Genomic DNA, 20,174 nt, shown 5'->3' with positions numbered 1-20,174 from the left:
AGACGCACCACCCGAGAGAAGGAGCCCAGATGACCCGAGGACCCGCGCGGGCAGCACGCCCGACCATCGTCAGCGAGGTGGCCACCCGCCCCAGTGTCCGTGTCGTGGTCGTCGACGATCAGCCGACCATCCGGCTCGGCCTGACGATGATCCTCGACAACGAGCTGGACATCACGGTGGTCGGGGAGGCCAAGGACGGGCAGGAAGCCCTCGACGTGGTCCGCGCGCTGCGTCCCGACGTCGTCCTCATGGACATCCGGATGCCCCGCCTGGACGGCGTCGAGGCCACCCGCCTGCTCACCGACGACCCCACCCTCGCCGGTGTCCGGACCATCGTGCTGACGACCTTCAACGACGAGGAGTACCTCTTCGGGGCACTGCGCGCCGGGGCCAGCGCGTTCCTGCTCAAGGACGTCGACCCGGCGACCCTGATCACCGCGATCCACCGGGTGCACGCGGGGGACTCCCTGCTCGACCCGTCGGTCACCCGGTCCATCATCGAGCGGTACGTCGAGCTCGTCAGCCGCGACTCGGGCTCCCGGCCACCGGTCTCACCCTCCGCCCGCGCGCCCGCGCACCCCTCCGGCCCGACGCCGATGGACAGCATCAGCCCCCGCGAACGCGATGTGCTGCTGGCCGTCGTGGCCGGCGGCAGCAACCGCGACATCGCCGCCAGCCTCTTCCTCACCGAGGCGACCGTCAAGAGCCATGTCCGGTCGCTGCTCACCAAGCTCGGCCTGACCAGCCGCGTGCAGCTCGTGGTCGCCGCCTATGAGAGCGGGCTGGTCAACCGGTCGTCCCCGGGCTGAGGTCCTCGAGCGGCGTGCCTGGATCGGTCAGGCGCGCCAGGTCGAGGCCGCGCCCGGAGGCGATGAGGGCCTCGATCGTGGGATTGACGTCCCACACGTTGACGTTCATGCCGGCGACCACGCGGCTCCCCGCTCCCTCAGGGATGACCCAGAACGCGATGAACTCCCCACCCGCCCTGTCCCCGCGGTAGACGAGCTCGGCACCGCGCATGAGGTCGCCGTAGCCGGAGAACTCCATCCCCAGATCGAACTGGTCGGAGTAGAAGTAGGGCACCCGGTCGTAGCTGACGGGCTGGTCGAGCATCGAGCGGGCGGCTGCCGCCCCCTGGTGCTCGGCGTTGGCCCAGTGCTCGATCCGCAGGTGCTTGCCCAGGACCGGGTGGAAGGCCCGGGCCACGTCACCCGCCGCCCACACGTCCAGCCCCGCGCGCAGGCTCGCGTCGACGACGATCCCGTCGTCCTCGACCAGGCCCACCCCACGGGCGAGGTCGGTGTTGGGCACCGCACCGATGCCGACCACCACGACGTCGGCAGGGATCTCGTCGCCGTCGCGCAGGAGCACCCCGGACACCGCGCCGTGCGCGGAGTGCGGGGCGTGGTGGACCCCCAGGTGAAGACCATTGTGGGTGCCGGTGAAACCGACCACGTCGACCCCCGTCCGCAGGTCGACCCCAGCGCGGGTGTGGACCTCGGCGACGTAGGAGCCGATTTCGGCGCCCAGGACGGGCTCGAGCGGAGTGGCCTCGCGGCCCAGCACCGTCACCGCGTTGCCGTAGCCCCGCGCCGCCGCGGCCACCTCGAGCCCGATCCAGCCCGCCCCGACCACGACGACGCGTCGCCCGCCGCCGGCCAGCTCGGCGCGCAGCTGCTCCGCGGAGGCCAGGGTGCGCAGGTAGTGCACCCCGGTGAAGGCAGGGAAGGACTCCGCCGGCAGCCGGCGCGGGGAGGACCCGGTCGCAAGGAGGACCCGGCTGTACGCGAGACGTGAGTGGTCGTCCAGCTCGACCACGTGCTCGGTGACATCGATCCTGGTGGCGGAGCACCCGCGGCGAAGCTCGACGTCGTGGTCGGCGTACCAGGACTCCGGCTCGACCCAGGTGTCCTTGCGCTCGGCCGCGCCGGCGAGGAGCTCCTTGGACAGCGGCGGGCGGATGTAGGGAACCTCGTCCTCGCCGGCGAGCAGCACGAGCCGACCGTCGAAGCCCTCCGCGCGCAGGGTCCGTGCCGCGCTCGCCCCGGCCAGCCCGCCCCCGACCACGAGGAATGTGTCGGAGGTGCGTCCCTCGGTGTTCATCTCTGGCTCCTGACCGTCGGTGTCCATCGTCGCAACACCTGTCCTGACCGCAACCTGACGATCTCGCCACGGGTGTCCGGTGAGCGGGCTGTGTGCCTAGGATCGGTCCATGGGTGACACAGGGGCGGGGCCGGTCGTCGTGGTGATCGAGGACGACGCCGACATCCGGGCGCTCGTCGGCTCGGTCCTGGTCCGAGGAGGCCACCAGGTGCACGTCGCCGGGTGCGGTCTCGAGGGCCTCGCCCTCGTGGCGGCGGTGCGGCCCGCTCTCGTCACCCTCGACCTCGGGCTGCCGGACATCGACGGCTACGAGGTGCTGCGCCGGCTGCGGGGCGACCCCGACACCGCTGACCTGCCGGTCCTGCTGCTGTCCGCGGCCGGCTCGGGAGTCGACCCGGGGGAGCCCTGCGCCTATCTCCCCAAGCCCTTCCGGTCCAGCGAGCTCCGAGCGGCGGTGGCGGGCATGATCAGGCGTCGTGGCGGGGGAGCGTGACCTGGATCGTCGTGCCCTCGCCGAGGACGCTCGTCAGGTCGATCGTGCCGTCGTGACCGTCGACGATCGCCTTGGAGATGACCAGACCGAGGCCGACGCCAGGAATCGCGTTGTCCCGGGCCGAGTCGGCCCGGAAGAACTTGGTGAAGAGCATGGACACGTCGTCTGCGCTGATACCGATCCCAGAGTCGGCCACAGTGACGACGCTCGCGGAGTCGGTCGCCTCGACCCGGACCTGGACGGTCCCCCCGGGAAGGGTGTACTTGATGGCGTTGGAGAGCAGGTTGTCGAAGACCTGGGACAGCCGGCCATGGTCCCCGGACTGGACGGGGGTGGGGTTGATCTCCAGCTTGAGGGTGACGTCGGCCGCGCTCGCCCGGGGCCGGAAGGACTCCAGCGCACGGGTGGTGAGCTGGTCGATGCGCACGTCGGTCATCCGGAACCGCAGCGACCCGGACTCGGCCTGAGCCGTGGTGAGCAGGTCGGAGACGAGCAGCAGCAGCTGTTCGGCGTTGCGGGAGATCACCGCCAGGTGCCTGACCACCTCGGGCGGCAGGTCGTAGTCGCCGTCCTCCTGCCCGTCGTCGATGAGTGAGAGGTAGCCGATGATCGACGTCAGCGGGGTGCGCAGCTCGTGGGAGACGGTCGCGACGAAGCTGTCCTTGGACCGCATCGCCGCGTGCATCTCGGTGACGTCCTGGAAGGCGATGACCGCTCCGTCCGGGGCGCCGTCCTCGTCGAGGATCGGGCGTGAGGTCACCGAGACGATGCGCCGCTGCAGCGGTTCCCGGCCCATCGCCACCTGGACGTCGGTGAGCATCTCGCCCTCGATCGTGCGGCGGACCGGGCGACGGGCAGGCGGGATCGGGACCGCGGTGTCGACGTCGTAGAGGAAGTGCCCGGCCTCGGTCCGGTCGACCGCGTCGTCGGGGGAGGCGAGGTCGTGGAACTGCAGCTGGCGACGGTTGTAGAGCACGTCGTTGCCGTGGGCGTCGATGGTCAACAGGCCGATGTCCACGGTGTCGATGATGGTCTCGAGCAGCTGGGACGCCCGGCTCGCGGACTTCGCGTTGGCCCGCAGCTCGGCCTGCTGGATCCGCCAGTACTCCGCCACCACCGCGACGGCAGCTCCGAGCATCATGAGGATGAAGGGCAGCAGCAGAACCCGGAACCAGTACCTCAGATCGAAAGGGTTGTCGGTGGCCAGCTCGGGTGTGACGAGCACGGCAACCGTCGCCACGGTCCCGATCAGGACACCTTTCCAGTGGAGCTGGTAGGACAACCACACGACCGGGAAGATGCACAGGAGCCCGAGCGACCCGATGGTCTCCACGGTGGGGCTGCGGGTCAGGCCGATGGCGAGGAAGTCGAGGATCGGGATCGCCAGGATCAGCAGGGCAGTCCGCCGCGGCCACGGCACGGCGACCGCGGTGACGGTCGCGGCGAGACCGACGGCCGCGCCGACGAGGAACTCCGGGGTCTCGAAGGCGGCGGGTGAGGTGAGCCGCACGAGCACGAGCACGACGAGGAAGGTGAAGGCGAACGGGAGCTGGTGGGCGATGACGGCTGACCGGGGGGAGCCGCTGAACGCGCGGTTGACGAATCGGGAGAGCGCTGAGACGTGTGGCACGGGCCTGAGCGCTTCGCTGGTCATCGCCTGAGTCTAGGTGCAGGCGCACCGGCAGCCCGGCGGGCCATCGGGCCCGCTGGCCCGAGCCTGGAGCCCTGCTACCCGGCGGCCGCCGCGCGACCGGCCTGGCGACCGGAGAAGAGGCACCCGCCGAGGAAGGTGCCCTCGAGCGAACGGTATCCGTGCATCCCGCCCCCACCGAACCCGGCCGCCTCCCCGGCCGCGAACAACCCCGGGACAGGGCCGCCGGCGTCGGACAGGACCCGGCCGGCCAGGTCGGTCTCCAGACCGCCGAGGGTCTTACGGGTGATGACGTGCAGCCGGACGGCGATCAGCGGCCCGGCCGCCGGGTCGAGGATCGGCCCGGGCGCGGCCACCCGGACGAGCCGGTCGCCGAGGTAGCTGCGAGCCCCGCGCACCGCGGTGATCTGCGCGTCCTTCGAGAAGGGGTTGACCAGCTCACGGTCGCGCGCCTCCACCACCGCGCGCAGGCCGGCCTCGGTGATGAGGGTGTCCCCGGTGACCGCGTTCATCCCCGCGGCCAGCTCAGCCAGGGTCTGCGCGACGACGAAGTCCTCGCCGTTGCGCTTGAACGCCTCGACCGGGGCGGGGGCGCCTTTCCTCAGGCGCCCGAGCACCCCCGCGACGCTGCGCCCGGTGAGGTCGGGGTTCTGCTCCGACCCGGAGAGCGCGAACTCCTTCTCGATGATGGTCTGGTTGAGCACGAACCAGCTGTAGTCGTGACCGGTCGTGCGCAGGTGCGCGAGCGTGCCGAGGGTGTCGAAGCCGGGGAAGAGCGGCACCGGCAGCCGGGCGCCGGTCGCGTCGAGCCACAGCGAGGACGGCCCGGGCAGGATCCGGATGCCGTGCCCGGGCCACACCGGGTCCCAGTTCGTGATCCCCTCGACGTAGTGCCACATGCGGTCCCGGTTGATCACCCGCCCGCCAGCCGCCTCGGTCAGGGCGAGCATCCGCCCGTCGACGTGGGCGGGAACGCCGGTGATCATGTGCGCGGGCGGGCTGCCCAGGCGGTCCGGCCAGGCCGCCCGCACGAGCGCCTGGTCGCCGCCGATGCCGCCGGAGCACACGACGACGGCCCCCGCGCGCAGCTCGAAGTCCCCGGTGACCTCCCGGCTCGAGGACTCCCCGCGCCTGGCCGTGGTGCGCGCGAGGCGCGCGCCGTGCACGCCGGTGACCACGCCGTCGTGCACGGTCAGGCCGTCCACGCGGTGGCGGAGCTTCACGGTGATGCGGCCGGTCTTGGCGTGGTCGAGCAGCCGGGCGACGAAGGGCTCGCAGATCCCTGGGCCGGTGCCCCAGGTGATGTGGAAGCGGGGGACGGAGTTGCCGTGCCCCTGCGCGGTGTAGCCGCCGCGCTCGGCCCAGCCGACCACGGGGAAGAAGCGCACGCCCAGGGCGTGCAGCCAGGCGCGCTTCTCCCCGGCGGCGAAGTCCACGTAGGCGCGGGCCCATTCCCGTGGCCAGTGGTCCTCGGGCCGGTCGAAGCCGGCCGACCCGGTCCAGTCCTGCCAGGCGAGGTCGACGGAGTCCTTGATGCCCATCCGGCGCTGCTCGGGGGAGTCGACGAGGAACAGCCCGCCGAAGGACCAGAAGGCCTGTCCGCCCAGGGACTGCGGTCCTTCCTGGTCGACGACGGTCACCGTGCGGCCTGCGTCGGCCGCCTCCGCGGCGGCGACGAGCCCGGCGAGACCTGCTCCGACGACGATGACGTCACTGGCATCCGACATGGCGCCCAGTAGATCGCGCGCGAGCCGATGTGGCAAGCGTTCGATCTGCTGGGCGCCTGACGGGCGGTGCTGGGTGCTGGGTGCTGCGGGGTGCTGCGGGGCGGGTCAGGCGTCGCGGCGCTTGATGAGCACCGCGGCGACGACGGTGGACACGACCGTCCAGGCCACGAGGATCGAGAAACCGGTCCAGGTGGAGTGCGTGCTCAGGCCGGGGGGAGAGAACGCAGAGTCCCCGACGTTGGGCAGGTACTTGACGAGCTCCTTGAGCGGGTTCCACGGGATGAGCGGCAGGAAGGTCGGCAGGATGAGCAGCAGCCCGACGACGATCGAGATCCCGGCGGCGGTGTTGCGCACGATCGCCCCGATCGCCAGGGAGAACATCGTCATGAAGGAGATGTAGAGCGCGGCGCCGAGGAGCATCCGCAGCACGTGCGGGTCACCCAGGCTCGCACCGAGGGTGGTCGAGGACAGGATCGCCTGGACCATGACGAAGGAGATCGCGATCGAGACGAGGGACACGAGGAAGGACGCGACGCCGAGCACGACCGTCTTGGCCAGCAGCGCGGGCACCCGGGTCGGTGCTGCGCTCAGGGTCGAGCGGATCATCCCGGTGGAGTACTCCGAGCCGATGCTGATGACACCGAGGACGACGTAGACGAGCTGGGCGAAGTAGATGCCGACGATCGGGGCCATGGCACCGACCGCGACGTCAGACCCGTCGAAGACGTTCTCGCTCTTGGAAGCGAAGGCCATGATCGCCGCGAAGCCGATGACGAGGACGGCCGCGACGGACATCGACCAGATGGTCGAGCGGACCGTGACGAGCTTGATCGACTCGCTGCGCAGCAGTCGGGGGAAGGTGACGGTGAACTTCGTGGTGGGACCCGCTGCCGGGCGGGCCAGGGTGGTGGAGCTCATCACTTTCCTCCGGTGAGGGTGGTGGTCGGGCGGGGGGCGGCAGGAGATCCCGCCGGGGTGGTGGGGGCCGAGTGGTACTCGACCGAGTCGGCGGTGAGCTCCATGTACGCGGCCTCCAGCGTGGACTCGACCGGGGTGAGCTCGTGCAGCACGACTCCGGAGGACGCGGCGAGCTCGCCGATGGCGGCGGCGTCGGCCCCGTTGACGTAGAGCAGGCCCGGCTCGCTGCTGGTGACCTGCGCTCCCGTGGGAGCGATGAGCTCGGCCAGCAGGGTGGCCTGCGGGCTGCGGACCCGCACCCCGTTGCCCGACGCCGCCGCGAGGATCTGGGAGACCGGGGCGTCCGCGAGGATCTTGCCGCGGCCGATGACCACGATGTGGTCGGCGGTCAGCGCCATCTCGCTCATCAGGTGGCTGGAGAGGAAGATCGTCCGACCCTCGCTCGCGAGCTGGCGGACAAGCTGGCGGACCCACACGACGCCCTCGGGGTCGAGCCCGTTGACCGGCTCGTCCAGGAGGAGGGTGCGCGGGTTCCCGAGCAGCGCGACGGCGATGCCCAGGCGTTGGCCCATGCCGAGGGAGAAGCCGCCGACCCGCTTCTTCGCCACGGACTGCAGGCCGGTCATCTCGATGACCTCGTGCACCCGGGACAGCGGGATCCCGTGGGTCGCGGCCATCGCGCGCAGGTGGTTGTAGGCGCTGCGGCCGGTGTGCACGGCCTTCGCGTCGAGCAGCGCACCGACCTCGGTGAGCGGTGACCGGTGTGCGGCGTACGGCTTGCCGTTGACGGTGACCGACCCGTGGGTGGGTCGGTCGAGCCCGACGATCATCCGCATGGTGGTCGACTTGCCGGCACCGTTAGGGCCGAGGAAGCCGGTCACGATCCCCGGCGCGACCGTGAAAGAGACCCCGTCCACGGCGGTCTTTGTCCCGTACCTCTTCGTGAGGTTCTGTACCTCGATCATTGGATCTCTCTCCCGTGTGTGGTGCTCCGCAGACGGAGCGGGGCGACAAGACCATCCTTCAAGGCGCAGGGCGGGGCCGCCACCGCCAAGCGGCCGAGCCTGAGTCGGTCATCTGGCCAGATCCGGGCACGGGAACGTTGGCACGGCATTGTTCGTTGACTACTCTTGAAGAGCACAAACATCCGGCCAGCGAGAATCCCTCGGCTGGCGCTACGGCGTCGGACCGGAACCGCGACCAGGAGGCACGAGTGGGAAATCCAGTCTTTGCTAACAGCGACGCGTTCGGCACGAAGTCGAACGGCACGACGCTCAACGGTGCGCCGCTGAACGGTTCACCGACCGGGCAGGCGCCCCAGTACGGGCAGTACGGAGCCGGATACGCGGCCACCGACGCCGCCACGCTCGGCACCATGTACGACGCGCCCTCGGCCACGACCGCCCAGACCGGACGGCTGACCTACGACGACGTCATCATCAAGACCGGCGGGCTGCTCGCGCTGCTCGTCGCCGTCGGTGCCGTCGCGTGGGTGATGTTCCCGGAGATGTGGTGGGCCGGCGCGATCGTCGGTCTGGTCCTCGGTCTGGTCAACGCCTTCAAGCGGGAGCCCAGCCCGGTCCTCATCGTCGGCTACACGATCGCCCAGGGTGTGTTCCTCGGTGGGATCAGCGCGATGTACGAGTCGCAGTGGGACGGCATCGTCCCCCAGGCCGTGCTCGCCACGGTCTGCACCTTCGCCGCCTGCCTCATGCTGTTCCGCTCCGGGCGCGTCCGCGTCACGCCGCGGTTCACCCGGTGGCTGCTGTTCGGCCTCGTCGGCTACCTGGTCTTCTCGATGGTGAACATCGTCCTCATGTTCGCGAACGTCGGCGGCGGCGAGTTCGGCCCGCTGCGCTCCGGCCCCATGGGCATCATCGTGGGCCTCATCGCGGTCGGCCTGGCCTCGGCCTCGCTCATCGTCGACTTCGACGCCATCCAGCGCGGGGTGCGCAACGGCGTCCCGGCGAAGTTCGCCTGGTCGGCCGCCTTCGGCCTCATGGTCACGCTGATCTGGCTGTACCTGGAGTTCCTGCGCCTGCTGGCGATCTTCCGCAACTGAGCCTCGCTCGGAGCTTGACCCCCCATCAACGAGAGGTACCGACACATGTCGATCGAACTTCCCCAGGCCACCGGTGGATTCGGCGAGAAGCCGCAGATCACCTTCCCCACCGGCGGTGCCCCTGAAGGCCTGCAGGTCAAGGTCCTCGTCCAGGGCGACGGCGCGGAGGTTGCCGCCGGAGACAACATCGTCGTGCACTACCTGGGTCAGTCCTGGGACGGCGCCGTCTTCGACAACTCCTACGATCGCGGGGCCACGATCGACTTCCCGATCGGCCTCGGCGCCGTGATCGGCGGCTGGGACCAGGGCCTCGTCGGCCAGCTCGTCGGCTCCCGCCTCCTGCTCTCGATCCCGCCCGAGCTCGGCTACGGCCAGCGCGGCGTCCCCCAGGCCGGCATCGGAGCGGGCGCCACGCTCGTCTTCGTCGTCGACATCGTCGGCGTCGGCTGACCCAGTCTCACCCGGCAGGTTCCCTGCCGACCGCATGCGGCCGTCCTCCCCTCCGGGAGGGCGGCCGCACGTCGTCGTGCGCGGTCTCACCGCGCGCCCCTGTCGGCGCGGTTCTCACCGCGCGCCCCGTCGACGCGCGCGCGTGCGCCTCCGCCGCGTCACCCTCCGCCGAGCTCGTGAGCCCCTCGCCGAACTCGTGAACCAGGCCCGCTTCACGCGTCGAGACGACCGTGGCTCACGAGTTCGGCGCCTGGCTCACGAGCTCGGCGGGGGCGGTCGGCGAGCCGGGGGGGCGCGGGCTCGGCGGGGCGGTCGGCGCGCGGGGCGCGGGGTCGGGGGCGGAGGGTCGACCGAAAGGCCGACCCGGCCGGTGAGATATCAGCCTGTGGTGTGATGCGGGGAGAGCATGCGATACGTCAGGCTGGACCGGTGAACAAGGCTCTGGGGGGATTTGTACGGGTGGCGACCGCCGTCGTCGTGCTCGCGATCGGTGCGACCGTGCTGGCTGGATGCGGTGAGGCCGCGCCGCTGGTGCGGCTCGACCCGGTGGCCGGCCCGCCGCCGGTGGTGCAGGCGCAGGCGCAGGCCGACCGGCTGGTGCTCATGCTGGCGGCGCTCGAAGACCGGTACATGGCCGCGCCGACTGTGGAGACCGTCGGCCTCGCCGACGACCCGAGCGAGGTAGCGCCCTTCCTCTCCGCCCGCGCCACCGCCGACGAGGCCCCGGTCGAGCTGTCGCGACACTTCAACCTCGCGAACCAGCCCTTGGGGCTGATCGAGGCCCACGCCGCCTTCCTCGAGGACCGCGCATCGGCCGGTCCGCGCCCGGTCACGGTCGACGTCGAGGCCACCGCGGTCGAGGTGGTCGGGACGAGTCCTGCCGAGGAGCCGGTGGCGCGCGTCGTGGTCGAGACCACCTACCGCTACCTCTCCGGTCCGGACACCGTCACCTCGGTCGAGTACGCGGTCGCCTGGGCACCGGCTGTCGGCGGCGGGGTCGACGCCCACGGCACAGCGGTCCGTGGCCCCTACTTCGACGGAGTGCGCCTCACCGAGATCCTCCCGCTGTACGACGACGCAGGTGCCCCCGCGCTCGACAGCGGGGTGGGCACCACCTCACCCACCAACACCGTCCACGGCTACGTCCGGGCGCTCACGCACGGGTCTGACGCGAACATCACCGACCTGGAAGGGCCGGTGCGCTCCTCGGACGACTTCCGGGTGATGCTCCGGGAGCGCCTCTTGTCCGTGGGTCGCTACTCCGTGATCGAGGTCCCCTGCGCCCGGATGGGAGCCGCCCACGTGATGTTCGTGATCCAGGACGGGGTGCCCGGCGCGCTCCGCCTCGACGTGACCATCGGACCGGACGGTCCCGTGGTGGTCCCGCAGCTGTGAGGGTGGATACCGTGGACGTATGAGATACGCGGAGCACATCAGTGAGCTGGTCGGCAACACCCCCTTGGTGAGACTGGGCGTCGTGACCGCGGGGCTGTCCGCGACCATCCTCGCCAAGGTCGAGTACGTCAACCCCGGTGGGTCGGTCAAGGACCGCATCGCGCTGAAGATGATCGAGGCCGCCGAGGCGAGCGGTGAGCTGCGCCCGGGCGGCACGATCGTCGAGCCGACGTCGGGGAACACCGGCGTCGGGCTGGCACTGGTGGCCCAGCGCAAGGGCTACCGGTGCGTCTTCGTCTGCCCCGACAAGGTCTCGGTCGACAAGCGCGACGTGCTCAAGGCCTACGGCGCCGAGGTCGTGGTCACCCCGACCTCCGTCGCCCCCGACCACCCCGACTCCTACTACTCCGTCTCCGACCGGCTGGTCGCCGAGATCGAGGGGGCCTGGAAGCCGGACCAGTACTCCAACCCGGCCGGCCCGGCCAGCCACTACGAGACCACCGGCCCGGAGATCTGGGCCGACACCGACGGCCGGGTGACGCACTTCGTCGCCGGGGTGGGCACCGGCGGGACGATCACCGGGACCGGGCGCTACCTGCGGGAGGTGTCCGCCGACCGCGACGCCGGTGAGGTCCACGTCGTGGGGGCCGACCCGGAGGGGTCGGTGTACTCCGGCGGCACCGGGCGTCCCTACCTCGTCGAGGGCGTCGGCGAGGACTTCTGGCCGGCCGCCTACGACCCGACCGTCCCGCACGAGATCATCGCCGTCTCCGACGCGGACTCCTTCACCATGACCCGGCGCCTGGCCCGGGAGGAGGGTCTGCTCGTCGGCGGCTCCTGCGGGATGGCGGTGGTCGCCGCGCTGCGCCTGGCGCGCCGGCTCGAGGACGAGGACCCCGTCGCCGCGGCCGCGGCGGTCGTCGTCGTGCTGCTCCCGGACTCCGGGCGCGGGTACATGTCGAAGATCTTCTCCGACGCCTGGATGCGGTCCTACGGGTTCATCGGCGCCGAGCAGGGCGTCACCGCAGGGGACATCCTGCGCGGCAAGTCGGGCGCGCTGCCCGACCTCGTCCACACCCACCCGACCGAGACCGTCCGCGACGCGATCGAGATCCTGCGCGAGTTCGGGGTCTCCCAGATACCCGTCGTGCTCGCCGAGCCCCCCGTGGTCATCGGCGAGGTCGCCGGCTCGGTGAGCGAGCGCGAGCTGCTCGACGCCGTGTTCTCCGGCGGGGCCCAGCTCACCGACACGGTCGGGGCGCACATGGCGGCCCGGCTCCCGCTCATCGGGTCGGGGGAGCCGGTGGACGCCGTCCGGGCCGCCCTGCAGACCGACGACGCCGTCATGGTCATCGACGGCGGCCTCCCGGTCGGCGTCCTCACCCGCCACGACCTCCTCGGCTTCCTCGCCCACTAGGGGGGTCGGGGATAGCCTGGGGGGGTGACTACCTCTCGCGAGCATGCTGACTGGTCCACCGCTGGGTTCGCCACCCGGGCTATTCACGCCGGGCAGGATCCTGACGCCTCGACGGGGGCCGTCGTGACCCCGATCTACCAGGTCTCCACGTACAAGCAGGACGGCGTCGGCGGGCTGCGCGGGGGGTATGAGTACTCCCGCTCGGGGAACCCGACCCGCACGGCCCTCGAGGACGCCCTCGCCGCGGTCGAGCTCGGGTCGCGGGCTTTCGCCTTCTCCTCGGGGCTGGCCGCCGAGGACACCCTGCTGCGCGCCGTGCTGCGCCCCGGCGGGCACCTGGTCATCCCCGACGACGCCTACGGCGGCACCTACCGGCTCGTCGCGCGGGTGCTCAGCGACTGGGGCATCGAGCACACCCCCGTCAACACCTCCGACCCGGCCGCCGTGGCCGCCGCCATCCGCCCCGGGAGGACCGCCGCGGTGTGGGTCGAGACGCCGTCCAACCCGCTCCTGGGCGTGAGCGACATCCCCGCGCTGGCCGACGTCGCGCACGCCGCCGGCGCGCTGCTCATCGTCGACAACACCTTCGCCACCCCCGCCCTGCAGCGCCCGCTCACCCTCGGGGCCGACGCCGTGGTGCACTCCACGACGAAGTACATCGGGGGGCACTCCGACGTCGTCGGCGGTGCGGTCGTCACCGCGGCAGGCACGGTGCTGCCCGGGGGAGCGACCGGCCCGACCGGCTCCCAGACCCTCGCCGACGCGGTCGGCTTCCTCCAGAACGCCGCCGGCGCGATCGCCGGCCCCTTCGACTCCTGGCTCACGCTGCGCGGGCTGAAGACGCTGGGCCTGCGGATGGAACGACACAGCCAGAACGCCGGGGAGATCGCCCTCTTCCTCGAGGCGCACCCCCACGTGCGGTCCGTGCTCTACCCGGGCCTGCCCAGCCACCCCCAGCACGCCCTCGCGGCCCGGCAGATGTCGGCCTTCGGCGGGATGATCTCCTTCCGCACCGGCTCCCTGGAGAGCGCGCTCGACGTCGTCTCCCGCACCACGGTGTTCACCCTCGCGGAGTCGCTCGGGGGGGTCGAGTCGCTCATCGAGCACCCCGCCAGGATGACCCACGCCTCGGTCGTCGGGTCGGCGCTCGAGGTGCCCGAGGACCTCGTGCGGGTCTCGGTCGGCATCGAGGACGTGGCTGACCTGCTCGCCGACCTCGAGCAAGCGTTGAGCCGGTGACCGCCGAGGTGGACGCCGTCGCGCAGGCGATCAGCCTGACGCTCGAGGCTCCCGCACCCAAGGCGCGCGTGAAAATTACCTACTGCACGCAGTGCAGGTGGCTGCTGCGGGCGGCGTGGATGGCGCAGGAACTGCTCACCACCTTCGCCGACGACCTCGCCGAGGTGGCGCTCGTACCCACCACCGGCGGGGTGTTCCGGATCGCCGTCGGCTCCGAGACCATCTGGAACCGCAAGGTCGACGGCGGGTTCCCCGAGATCACCGTGCTCAAGCAGCTCGTCCGGGACCGCGTCGCGCCCGGGCGCAGCCTGGGGCACTCCGACGCGCATGCCGCGGCTCCCGAGACGCCCGGGACTCCCGCGACTCCCGGGCCGGAACGCACGGACGGCTAGCTCCCCAGGGGGAGCCAGCCGTCCGGTCGTGCGGGTTGTGCTGTGCGTGCTGGGGTCAGGAGCGACCGGCAGAGCTGTTGGTGGCGCGGCGCTCGGCCTTGGCCGCGAGCTTCTCGTCACGTTCGCGGACGCGCTGCTCCTCGGCCAGGACCTCGAGCTGGACCTTGCGCTCGCGGACGAGCCAGTCCGGCTCGTCGTCGCGGATCTCGTTGATCTCGTCGGTGGTCAGCGCCTCGCTGACGCCGCTGCGAGCGAGTCCGGCGATCGAGACGCCGAGGCGCGCGGCGACCGTGGGACGCGGGTGCGGTCCGTTCTGGCGGAGCTCGACGAGCCACTCGGGCGGGTTGGCCTGCAAGACGTTCAGTTCTTCGCGGGAGATCACGGTCTCCTGGAACTCCTGGGGTGTCGCAGGCAGATACACGCCCAGCTTCTTGGCCGCAGTGGCGGGCTTCATGGTCTGGGGGGTCTTCTGGGACGTCATGGTCTAAGGGTATCGATCTTTCGGCGGGTAGCCTGACTGTGTGCACAACGACTCTCAGGACGGCCCGCTCGACCCGGCTCCCGACACCCAGGACCAGGATTCCCACGACGATCCCACGAGCTCTGCAGAGCCCTCGGCGGCGGCGTTCCGGCTGGCCATCGCCCCCGGAGTGACCCCGGCGAAGTGGGTCGGCGTCTGGCGCGAGCGCCTCGCGGACGTGCCGCTGCAGCTCGTCCCGGTCGACGTGCTGGACCGCGGCGCCGTGCTGCGGGCGGGGGACGTGGAGGCTGCGCTGCTCCGCCTCCCCATCGACCAGGAGGGCTTGGGGGTCATCCCCCTGTACACCGAGGTCCCCGTCGTCGTCGTGCCCCTCGACCACGCGATCGCGGCCTTCGACGAGGTGAGCGTGATCGACCTCGCCGACGAGGTGTTCCTGCACCCCCTCGACGACCTGCTCGAATGGGACACGACGCCGGGCCGGGCCGCCGCCGAGCGGCCAGCGACGACGGCCGCGGCGATCGAGCTGGTGGCTGCCGGGATCGGCGTCGTCGTCGTGCCGCAGTCGGTCGCGCGGGCCCACCACCGCAAGGACCTCACCTACCGCCCGGTGACCGGAGCCCCGTCCTCCCGGATCGGTTTCGCCTGGGTGGAGGAGAACATGACCGACCTGGTCGAGGAGTTCATCGGGATCGTGCGCGGCCGCACCGCGAACAGCTCACGGGGCCGCAGCGCCACCGTCGTCGAGCCCGTGGGTGAGTCCGGGGGGAAGGGGTCGAAGCCCAAGGTCCGGACGAAGGCCCAGGAGAAGGCGTCCGCGGCGCGTCAGGCCGCCGACCGCAAGGCGGCCGGAGCCCGCAAGGCCGCCGCCCGCGGCGGGAAGCTCACCGGCAAGCGGCTGGGCAAGCGCGGGAACCGGTAGCAGCGACGCACCGCGTCGGGCCGGCGTCAGGCGGACCGTGCGGTGTCGGCGGTGTCAGGCGACCTCACAGCCCGTCGGGGACCGTGCAGGCCACACCCGTCGAGTGCACCGGGCAGTAGCCGTTCGGGTTCTTGGCCAGGTACTGCTGGTGGGGGCCTTCCGCGTAGTAGAACGGGCCGGCGTCCTGCGCCGCCCGCAGGTCGGTGGTGACCTGCCCGAACCCGCGCGCGGCGAGGCTCGCCCCGAAGGCCTCGGCGGTGCGCCGCGCCGCGGACTCCTGCTCCGGCGTCGTCCAGTAGATCGCCGAGCGGTACTGGGTGCCGACGTCGTTGCCCTGCCGGAAACCCTGGGTGGGGTCGTGGGACTCCCAGAAGTGGCGCAGGATCTCCGCGTCGGAGACCACCGCGGGGTCGTAGGCGACGAGGATCGCCTCGGTGTGGCCGGTCATCGCCGTGCACACCTCCTCGTAGGTGGGGTGCGGGGTGAAGCCGCCCTGGTAGCCGGCGGCGGTGGTGACCACCCCGGGCAGCTGCCAGAACTCCTTCTCCGCGCCCCAGAAGCAACCCAGGGCGAGGTAGATCACACGGGTGCCGTCCGGCCACGGTCCGGCCAGCGGCGTACCGAGCACCGCGTGGGTCGCGGGCACGGGGTACGACGGCCCGGGTCGCCCGGAGAGAGCCCGCTCGGGGGTGACCATGGTCGTCTTGAGCGACGAGCCGAACAGGTTGCCGAACATGAGACCTCCGCGATAGTGACTCTGTTGGGGAGTTGTCCCCATGATCGCCAACACCCAGAGTGTTCGGGCTGTTCCCGGGTCGGCGGGGTCGTAGCCTTGCAGGTGCGCTCGTGCACGCCGCCGCAGCGCACGGTGGTCACACCGCTCTGGCACGAAGACTCGGACGAAAGGGCACGCACCCGATGGGCGTCGATCCGCAAGGCACCACCGACCCGCACCACGCCGGCACACCGGACGAGAAGGGCGCGGCCCCCGGGCCGGACGCGTCCGGCCACGCCGTCCGCATGACCTCCCAGACGCTGGGTGCGGCGACCGGCGCCAAGCCCCGGATCGGGACCGACGCCGTCGCGGGCAGCGTCCAGTCTGCGGCTGCCTGGTCCTGGCGCTTCCTCGCGATCGCCCTCGCCCTCGCGGTGGTCTTCTGGGTCATCGCCTACCTCAAGGTCATCGTCGTCCCGGTGGCGATCGCGCTGCTGCTCACTGTCCTCTTGCAGCCGGTTGCCGCGTTCCTGCGGGTGCGCCTGCGCTTCCCCGTCGGCCTCGCCGCAGCGACGGCCGTGATCGGGCTGATCGCCGGGGTCTCCGCGCTCGTCTTCGTCGCCGGGAGCGAGATCCTTCGCGGGTTCAGCGACCTCCAGGAGAAGGCGACCGAGGGACTGCAGCAGGTCCTGGACTGGCTCTCCACGGGTCCGTTCGGGTTGGACGGCGACGCGATCGAGGGGTACCTCGACGACGCGCTGGCCGCGATCGAGGAGAACTCCGCGTCGCTGCTCTCGGGTGCGCTGTCAGTGACGACCACGGTCGGCCAGGTCCTCGCCGGAGCGGTCATCGCGCTCTTCTGCACCCTCTTCTTCCTCATCGACGGACGGCGGATCTGGAGCTGGGTGGTCGGGCTGCTGCCGCGACACACTCGCGAACGGACGCACCAGGCGGGTCGCCGTGGCCTGGTCACCCTCGCGTCCTACGCCCGCACGCAGATCCTCGTGGCCTTCATCGACGCTGTCGGCATCGGCATCGGCGCGGCCATCATCGGGGTGCCGCTCGCGGTGCCGCTCGCGGTGCTCGTCTTCATTGGGTCGTTCGTGCCGTTCGTCGGCGCGATCGTCACCGGGGCGATGGCAGTGCTGGTGGCCCTGGTCGCGAACGGATGGGTGGCCGGGCTCATCATGCTCGGTGTCGTGCTGCTGGTCCAGCAGATCGAGTCCAACGTGCTGCAGCCGTGGCTCATGGGGCACGCCGTGTCGCTGCACCCCGTCGCGGTGCTGCTCGTCGTCACCGGAGGAACCCTCGTCGCCGGGATCCTCGGAGCCCTCTTCGCGGTGCCGATCGCCGCGGTGCTCAATACTGTCGTGCTGTACTTCCACGGCCACGACAAGTTCCCCGAGCTCGGGTTCGACGACCACGTGAACATGCGACCCTCCGGTCGTCGGGCCGTGATGATCACGAGCGCCGAGCGGCTCGTGGTCGAGACCGGCGCGCGCACGCCCACGGCGGGCCTCGGCCGGGCCACGCTCGAGAAGGTCCGTGGGAAGCTCCCGCAGGTGAGGCGGGGCGAGCCCTGATGACCGGGGTCGACCCGGGCGCGGCGCACCGGCCGCCGCTGCGGGTGGGTATCGAGGCGATCCGTGAGGCGGCCACCCTGCTCGAGGGCGTCGTCACGGTGACACCGGTCGAGCGCTCCAGCGCGCTGGCCGCGGTGGTCGGCGCCCCGGTGTTCCTCAAGTGCGAGAACCTGCAGCGCTCGGGGTCGTTCAAGCTGCGCGGGGCGTACGTGCGGATGGCGCGGTTGAGCGCCCAGGAGAAGGCCCGGGGCGTGGTCGCGGCCAGCGCCGGGAACCACGCGCAAGGTGTGGCGCTCGGCGCGCGGCTGCTGGGCATCCGCGCGGTCGTCTACATGCCCACCGACGCCGCCCTGCCCAAGATCGCGGCCACCCGCGAGTACGGCGCCGAGGTGCGCCTGGTGGGCACCACGGTCGACGACGTGCTGGACGCGGCGCACGAGGAGTCCCTGCGCAGCGGCGCGGTGCTCATCCACCCCTACGACCACGAGGACGTCGTGGCCGGTCAGGGGACCATCGCCCTGGAGATCCTCGACCAGGTGCCCGACGTCCGCACCGTGGTGGTGCCCGTGGGCGGTGGCGGGCTCGCGGCCGGGATCGTCGCCGCGATGGCCGAGATCGCCCCGCACGTCAAGGTGGTCGGGGTGCAGTCCGCGCGGGCCGGTGGGTACCTCGGTTCCCTCGCCGCCGGCGTGCCCACGCGGGCCATCACGTCGTCGACGATGGCCGACGGCATCGCCGTGAGCACTCCGGGTGCGGTGCCCTTCGAGATCATCCGGGACGGCGGCGCCCAGATCCGGACCGTCACCGAGGAGGACCTCTCCCGGGCCCTGCTGTTCATCGCCGAGCGGGCCAAGCTCGTCGTCGAGCCGGCCGGCGTCGCCGGTGTCGCAGCACTGATGGCCCACCCGGGGGAGTTCGAGGGTCCGGTCGTGGCGGTGCTCTCGGGCGGCAACATCGACCCGCTCGTCCTGCTGCGGGTGGTGCGGCACGGTCTCGCCTCGGCGGGCCGCTACCTCCAGCTCCGGGTGCGCCTGGTGGACCGGCCCGGTGCGCTCGCCGGGCTGCTCCAAGATCTGGCGACCTCGGGCGGGAACATCATGCACGTCGACCATGTGCGGACCGGTGTGGACCTCGCGATCGATGAGGTCGAAGTGACGATGCAGGTGGAGACGAAGGGGCCCGAGCACTGCGCGGCACTGCTCGACCACCTGCGGGTCGAGGGCTACAACCTCAGCTGACGACGACGGCGGGGCCGCACCGGATCATCCGGTGCGGCCCCGCCGTCGTGCATGTGTGGTGCCGCGCTCAGCCCTTGTAGGGCTTGGCGTTCGTGACCTCGACGTCGACCTGCGCGCCGTTGGGTGCGCTGAAGCTCGCCTTCTCGCCGATCTTCTTGCCGAGGATCGCTGCGCCGAGCGGGGAGCGGTCGGAGTAGACATCGATGTCTGCCGTGTCGGCGATCTCCCGGGACCCGAGGAGGAAGACCATCTCGTCGCCGCCGACGAGCGCGGTGACGACCATGCCCGGCTCGACGACACCGTCGTCGACGGGCGAGCCGATCCGCACCGCACGCAGCTTGTCGGTGAGTTCCTTGATGCGGGCCTCGTTCTTGCCCTGCTCCTCGCGTGCTGCGTGGTAGCCGCCGTTCTCCTTGAGGTCGCCCTCGTCCCGCGCCCTCGCGATGCGGTCGATGATCTCGTCGCGGCCCTTCCCAGTGAGGTGCGCGAGCTCAGCCTGGAGTCGGTCGTGTGCCTCCTGGGTCAGCCAGGTGACGTTCGTCTCGGTCACAGGTCGCTCCTTCCTTACCTAAGAACCTCAGACACGGTGTGTGTGTCCGTAGTGGATCGAGTGGATGGTGTCTTCGCGCGCGAGACCCGACCGGCGCACGTCAGCAGGAATGGAGCCGATCGCGCACTGGGTACGCCACGGCTCTGCCCCCGGCCTCAGTGCTCGTGCCGGAGACGTGCTGGGATCCGGCGCACGTGCGCGCCAGAAAGCCCACCGGGTCAGCGTCTGAATAGGCCAGTGTATCAATTGCGGTGGTCCCGGGGCCAGACCTGCCTCGGGAGCGTGTCACTCGACGAGTTCGCAGCCCTCGATCACCGCGGTCACGGCGAGCTCCGTGGTGGCGATCTGCGTCGTGAACCGGGCCTCGTCGACCTCGGACGGGCCGATCGTGACCTCCTTGGTCCCGACCTGGGCGTAGTTCGTGTTGAGGGCGTTGAGGGTGCAGACCACGGTCGCGTCCTGGGGTTTGGCGATGTTGAAGGTGATGTCGACCGCCTCAGGACCTTTCACCGAGAACCCGACCTCCTGGCCGCGCACCGTGGTGGCCGTGTTGCCGAAGGACAGGTACGCGGCGCCGGCGACCCCGACCGCGAGGCCGGTCACGGCGCCGGCGATCTTGAGCCGGCGGGAACGCGGGGTCGGCGCAGGGGCGTACCGCGTCCCGAGGTCGGTGCCGAGGCCACGGGCATCGGGGCCGGGGAGGGGGCTGGGGTCGATCTGCTCGGGCACGGCGTACGCCTTTCCGGCGGGGTCCAGTCCACCAGAGTGCAGACCGGGCGGTCTTCTGGGGGATCATTGGCTGTAGTCGATTATTGCCATGATCGCTGCGTAGCTGAAATCG

20 protein-coding genes are annotated in these 20,174 nt (G+C 71.3%); 11 read left to right on the top strand and 9 right to left on the bottom strand.

The annotated features are described in order from the left end of the window. Positions 1-29 precede the first annotated feature (29 nt). Positions 30-809: a response regulator transcription factor gene (locus ACWA15_RS14660; RefSeq protein WP_464056126.1), complete on the top strand. Its 780-nt coding sequence runs from the start codon at positions 30-32 to the stop codon at positions 807-809. On the opposite strand, the gene ACWA15_RS14655 is transcribed toward ACWA15_RS14660, so the two are convergent. Beyond that, the gene (locus tag ACWA15_RS14655) at positions 787-2,103 is read right to left on the bottom strand and encodes an NAD(P)/FAD-dependent oxidoreductase (RefSeq protein WP_464056125.1); all 1,317 of its coding nucleotides are present in this window, start codon (positions 2,101-2,103) and stop codon (positions 787-789) included. The two genes, ACWA15_RS14660 and ACWA15_RS14655, sit on opposite strands and share 23 nt — an antisense overlap. A 109-nt stretch (positions 2,104-2,212) precedes the next feature. On the opposite strand from ACWA15_RS14655, the gene ACWA15_RS14650 reads away from it, so the two are divergent. Next, positions 2,213-2,596 (top strand): response regulator transcription factor, encoded by a 384-nt coding sequence (locus tag ACWA15_RS14650; RefSeq protein WP_464056123.1) that lies wholly within the window; start codon positions 2,213-2,215, stop codon positions 2,594-2,596. Here the strand turns inward: ACWA15_RS14650 and ACWA15_RS14645 are convergent. From ACWA15_RS14645 to ACWA15_RS14630, 4 genes are all read right to left on the bottom strand, one after another. Then, the gene (locus tag ACWA15_RS14645; protein WP_464056121.1) at positions 2,571-4,250 is read right to left on the bottom strand and encodes a sensor histidine kinase; all 1,680 of its coding nucleotides are present in this window, start codon (positions 4,248-4,250) and stop codon (positions 2,571-2,573) included. The two genes, ACWA15_RS14650 and ACWA15_RS14645, sit on opposite strands and share 26 nt — an antisense overlap. A gap of 74 nt (positions 4,251-4,324) precedes the next feature. Beyond that, entirely contained in the window at positions 4,325-5,974 is a 1,650-nt protein-coding gene (locus ACWA15_RS14640) for an FAD-binding dehydrogenase (protein ID WP_464056120.1), read from the bottom strand. A gap of 105 nt (positions 5,975-6,079) precedes the next feature. Next, entirely contained in the window at positions 6,080-6,892 is an 813-nt protein-coding gene (locus ACWA15_RS14635) for an ABC transporter permease subunit (RefSeq protein WP_464056119.1), read from the bottom strand. After that, the gene (locus ACWA15_RS14630; RefSeq protein WP_464056117.1) at positions 6,892-7,857 is read right to left on the bottom strand and encodes an ABC transporter ATP-binding protein; all 966 of its coding nucleotides are present in this window, start codon (positions 7,855-7,857) and stop codon (positions 6,892-6,894) included. Before ACWA15_RS14630 ends, ACWA15_RS14635 begins: the two co-directional genes overlap by 1 nt. A 248-nt stretch (positions 7,858-8,105) precedes the next feature. Between ACWA15_RS14630 and ACWA15_RS14625 the strand changes: the two genes are divergently transcribed. The 6 genes from ACWA15_RS14625 to ACWA15_RS14600 all read left to right on the top strand — a co-directional run bounded on the left by ACWA15_RS14625 (position 8,106) and on the right by ACWA15_RS14600 (position 13,847). Next, positions 8,106-8,954: a Bax inhibitor-1/YccA family protein gene (locus tag ACWA15_RS14625; RefSeq protein WP_464056116.1), complete on the top strand. Its 849-nt coding sequence runs from the start codon at positions 8,106-8,108 to the stop codon at positions 8,952-8,954. Between the two features lie 45 nt (positions 8,955-8,999). Then, positions 9,000-9,404 (top strand): FKBP-type peptidyl-prolyl cis-trans isomerase, encoded by a 405-nt coding sequence (locus ACWA15_RS14620; protein ID WP_464056115.1) that lies wholly within the window; start codon positions 9,000-9,002, stop codon positions 9,402-9,404. A gap of 429 nt (positions 9,405-9,833) precedes the next feature. Then, positions 9,834-10,799: a hypothetical protein gene (locus ACWA15_RS14615; protein WP_464056114.1), complete on the top strand. Its 966-nt coding sequence runs from the start codon at positions 9,834-9,836 to the stop codon at positions 10,797-10,799. 19 nt (positions 10,800-10,818) lie between these two features. After that, positions 10,819-12,216, top strand: coding sequence for a cystathionine beta-synthase (locus tag ACWA15_RS14610; protein ID WP_464056112.1), 1,398 nt, complete (start codon positions 10,819-10,821; stop codon positions 12,214-12,216). A gap of 24 nt (positions 12,217-12,240) precedes the next feature. Beyond that, the gene (locus tag ACWA15_RS14605; RefSeq protein ID WP_464056111.1) at positions 12,241-13,455 is read left to right on the top strand and encodes a cystathionine gamma-synthase; all 1,215 of its coding nucleotides are present in this window, start codon (positions 12,241-12,243) and stop codon (positions 13,453-13,455) included. Then, positions 13,452-13,847 (top strand): Rdx family protein, encoded by a 396-nt coding sequence (locus tag ACWA15_RS14600; RefSeq protein WP_464056110.1) that lies wholly within the window; start codon positions 13,452-13,454, stop codon positions 13,845-13,847. The genes ACWA15_RS14605 and ACWA15_RS14600 overlap by 4 nt, the downstream gene beginning before the upstream one ends. A 55-nt stretch (positions 13,848-13,902) precedes the next feature. On the opposite strand, the gene ACWA15_RS14595 is transcribed toward ACWA15_RS14600, so the two are convergent. After that, the gene (locus ACWA15_RS14595; protein ID WP_464056109.1) at positions 13,903-14,328 is read right to left on the bottom strand and encodes a DUF5997 family protein; all 426 of its coding nucleotides are present in this window, start codon (positions 14,326-14,328) and stop codon (positions 13,903-13,905) included. A 40-nt stretch (positions 14,329-14,368) separates the two neighbouring features. Between ACWA15_RS14595 and ACWA15_RS14590 the strand changes: the two genes are divergently transcribed. Continuing rightward, positions 14,369-15,247 carry a LysR substrate-binding domain-containing protein gene (locus tag ACWA15_RS14590; protein WP_464056108.1) on the top strand — a complete coding sequence of 293 codons (879 nt, stop codon included), beginning with the start codon at positions 14,369-14,371 and terminating at the stop codon, positions 15,245-15,247. 64 nt (positions 15,248-15,311) lie between these two features. Here the strand turns inward: ACWA15_RS14590 and msrA are convergent, their stop codons facing one another. Next, positions 15,312-15,983, bottom strand: a complete 672-nt coding sequence (gene msrA / locus ACWA15_RS14585) for a peptide-methionine (S)-S-oxide reductase MsrA (protein WP_464056107.1) — start codon at positions 15,981-15,983, stop codon at positions 15,312-15,314. Positions 15,984-16,165: 182 nt separating this feature from the next. Here msrA and ACWA15_RS14580 point away from each other — a divergent pair, with 182 nt between their 5' ends. Further along, positions 16,166-17,545: an AI-2E family transporter gene (locus tag ACWA15_RS14580; protein WP_464056106.1), complete on the top strand. Its 1,380-nt coding sequence runs from the start codon at positions 16,166-16,168 to the stop codon at positions 17,543-17,545. Then, positions 17,545-18,783, top strand: coding sequence for a threonine ammonia-lyase (ilvA, locus tag ACWA15_RS14575; RefSeq protein WP_464056104.1), 1,239 nt, complete (start codon positions 17,545-17,547; stop codon positions 18,781-18,783). The genes ACWA15_RS14580 and ilvA overlap by 1 nt, the downstream gene beginning before the upstream one ends. Before the next feature lie 67 nt (positions 18,784-18,850). Here the strand turns inward: ilvA and greA are convergent, their stop codons facing one another. Both greA and ACWA15_RS14565 read right to left on the bottom strand, forming a co-directional pair. Continuing rightward, the gene (gene greA / locus ACWA15_RS14570) at positions 18,851-19,333 is read right to left on the bottom strand and encodes a transcription elongation factor GreA (RefSeq protein WP_464056103.1); all 483 of its coding nucleotides are present in this window, start codon (positions 19,331-19,333) and stop codon (positions 18,851-18,853) included. A 285-nt stretch (positions 19,334-19,618) separates the two neighbouring features. Beyond that, positions 19,619-20,062, bottom strand: a complete 444-nt coding sequence (locus tag ACWA15_RS14565) for a DUF4307 domain-containing protein (protein ID WP_464056101.1) — start codon at positions 20,060-20,062, stop codon at positions 19,619-19,621. Positions 20,063-20,174: the final 112 nt, after the last annotated feature.

Source organism: Sanguibacter sp. TS_SC_8 (assembly GCF_055361235.1).
The sequence above is the reverse complement of the archived record's forward strand: the minus strand, read 5'-3'. Positions and strand labels throughout refer to the sequence as shown.

Coding starts and splice junctions, on each gene's coding strand:
- ACWA15_RS14580 (WP_464056106.1), top strand. CDS start 16,166: ATGGGCGTCGATCCGCAAGGCACCACCGACCCGCACCACGCCGGCACA.
- ACWA15_RS14655 (WP_464056125.1), bottom strand. CDS start 2,103: ATGAACACCGAGGGACGCACCTCCGACACATTCCTCGTGGTCGGGGGC.
- ACWA15_RS14595 (WP_464056109.1), bottom strand. CDS start 14,328: ATGACGTCCCAGAAGACCCCCCAGACCATGAAGCCCGCCACTGCGGCC.
- ACWA15_RS14620 (WP_464056115.1), top strand. CDS start 9,000: ATGTCGATCGAACTTCCCCAGGCCACCGGTGGATTCGGCGAGAAGCCG.
- ACWA15_RS14660 (WP_464056126.1), top strand. CDS start 30: ATGACCCGAGGACCCGCGCGGGCAGCACGCCCGACCATCGTCAGCGAG.
- ACWA15_RS14635 (WP_464056119.1), bottom strand. CDS start 6,892: ATGAGCTCCACCACCCTGGCCCGCCCGGCAGCGGGTCCCACCACGAAG.
- msrA (WP_464056107.1), bottom strand. CDS start 15,983: ATGTTCGGCAACCTGTTCGGCTCGTCGCTCAAGACGACCATGGTCACC.
- ACWA15_RS14645 (WP_464056121.1), bottom strand. CDS start 4,250: ATGACCAGCGAAGCGCTCAGGCCCGTGCCACACGTCTCAGCGCTCTCC.
- ilvA (WP_464056104.1), top strand. CDS start 17,545: ATGACCGGGGTCGACCCGGGCGCGGCGCACCGGCCGCCGCTGCGGGTG.
- ACWA15_RS14640 (WP_464056120.1), bottom strand. CDS start 5,974: ATGTCGGATGCCAGTGACGTCATCGTCGTCGGAGCAGGTCTCGCCGGG.
- ACWA15_RS14630 (WP_464056117.1), bottom strand. CDS start 7,857: ATGATCGAGGTACAGAACCTCACGAAGAGGTACGGGACAAAGACCGCC.
- ACWA15_RS14650 (WP_464056123.1), top strand. CDS start 2,213: ATGGGTGACACAGGGGCGGGGCCGGTCGTCGTGGTGATCGAGGACGAC.
- ACWA15_RS14610 (WP_464056112.1), top strand. CDS start 10,819: ATGAGATACGCGGAGCACATCAGTGAGCTGGTCGGCAACACCCCCTTG.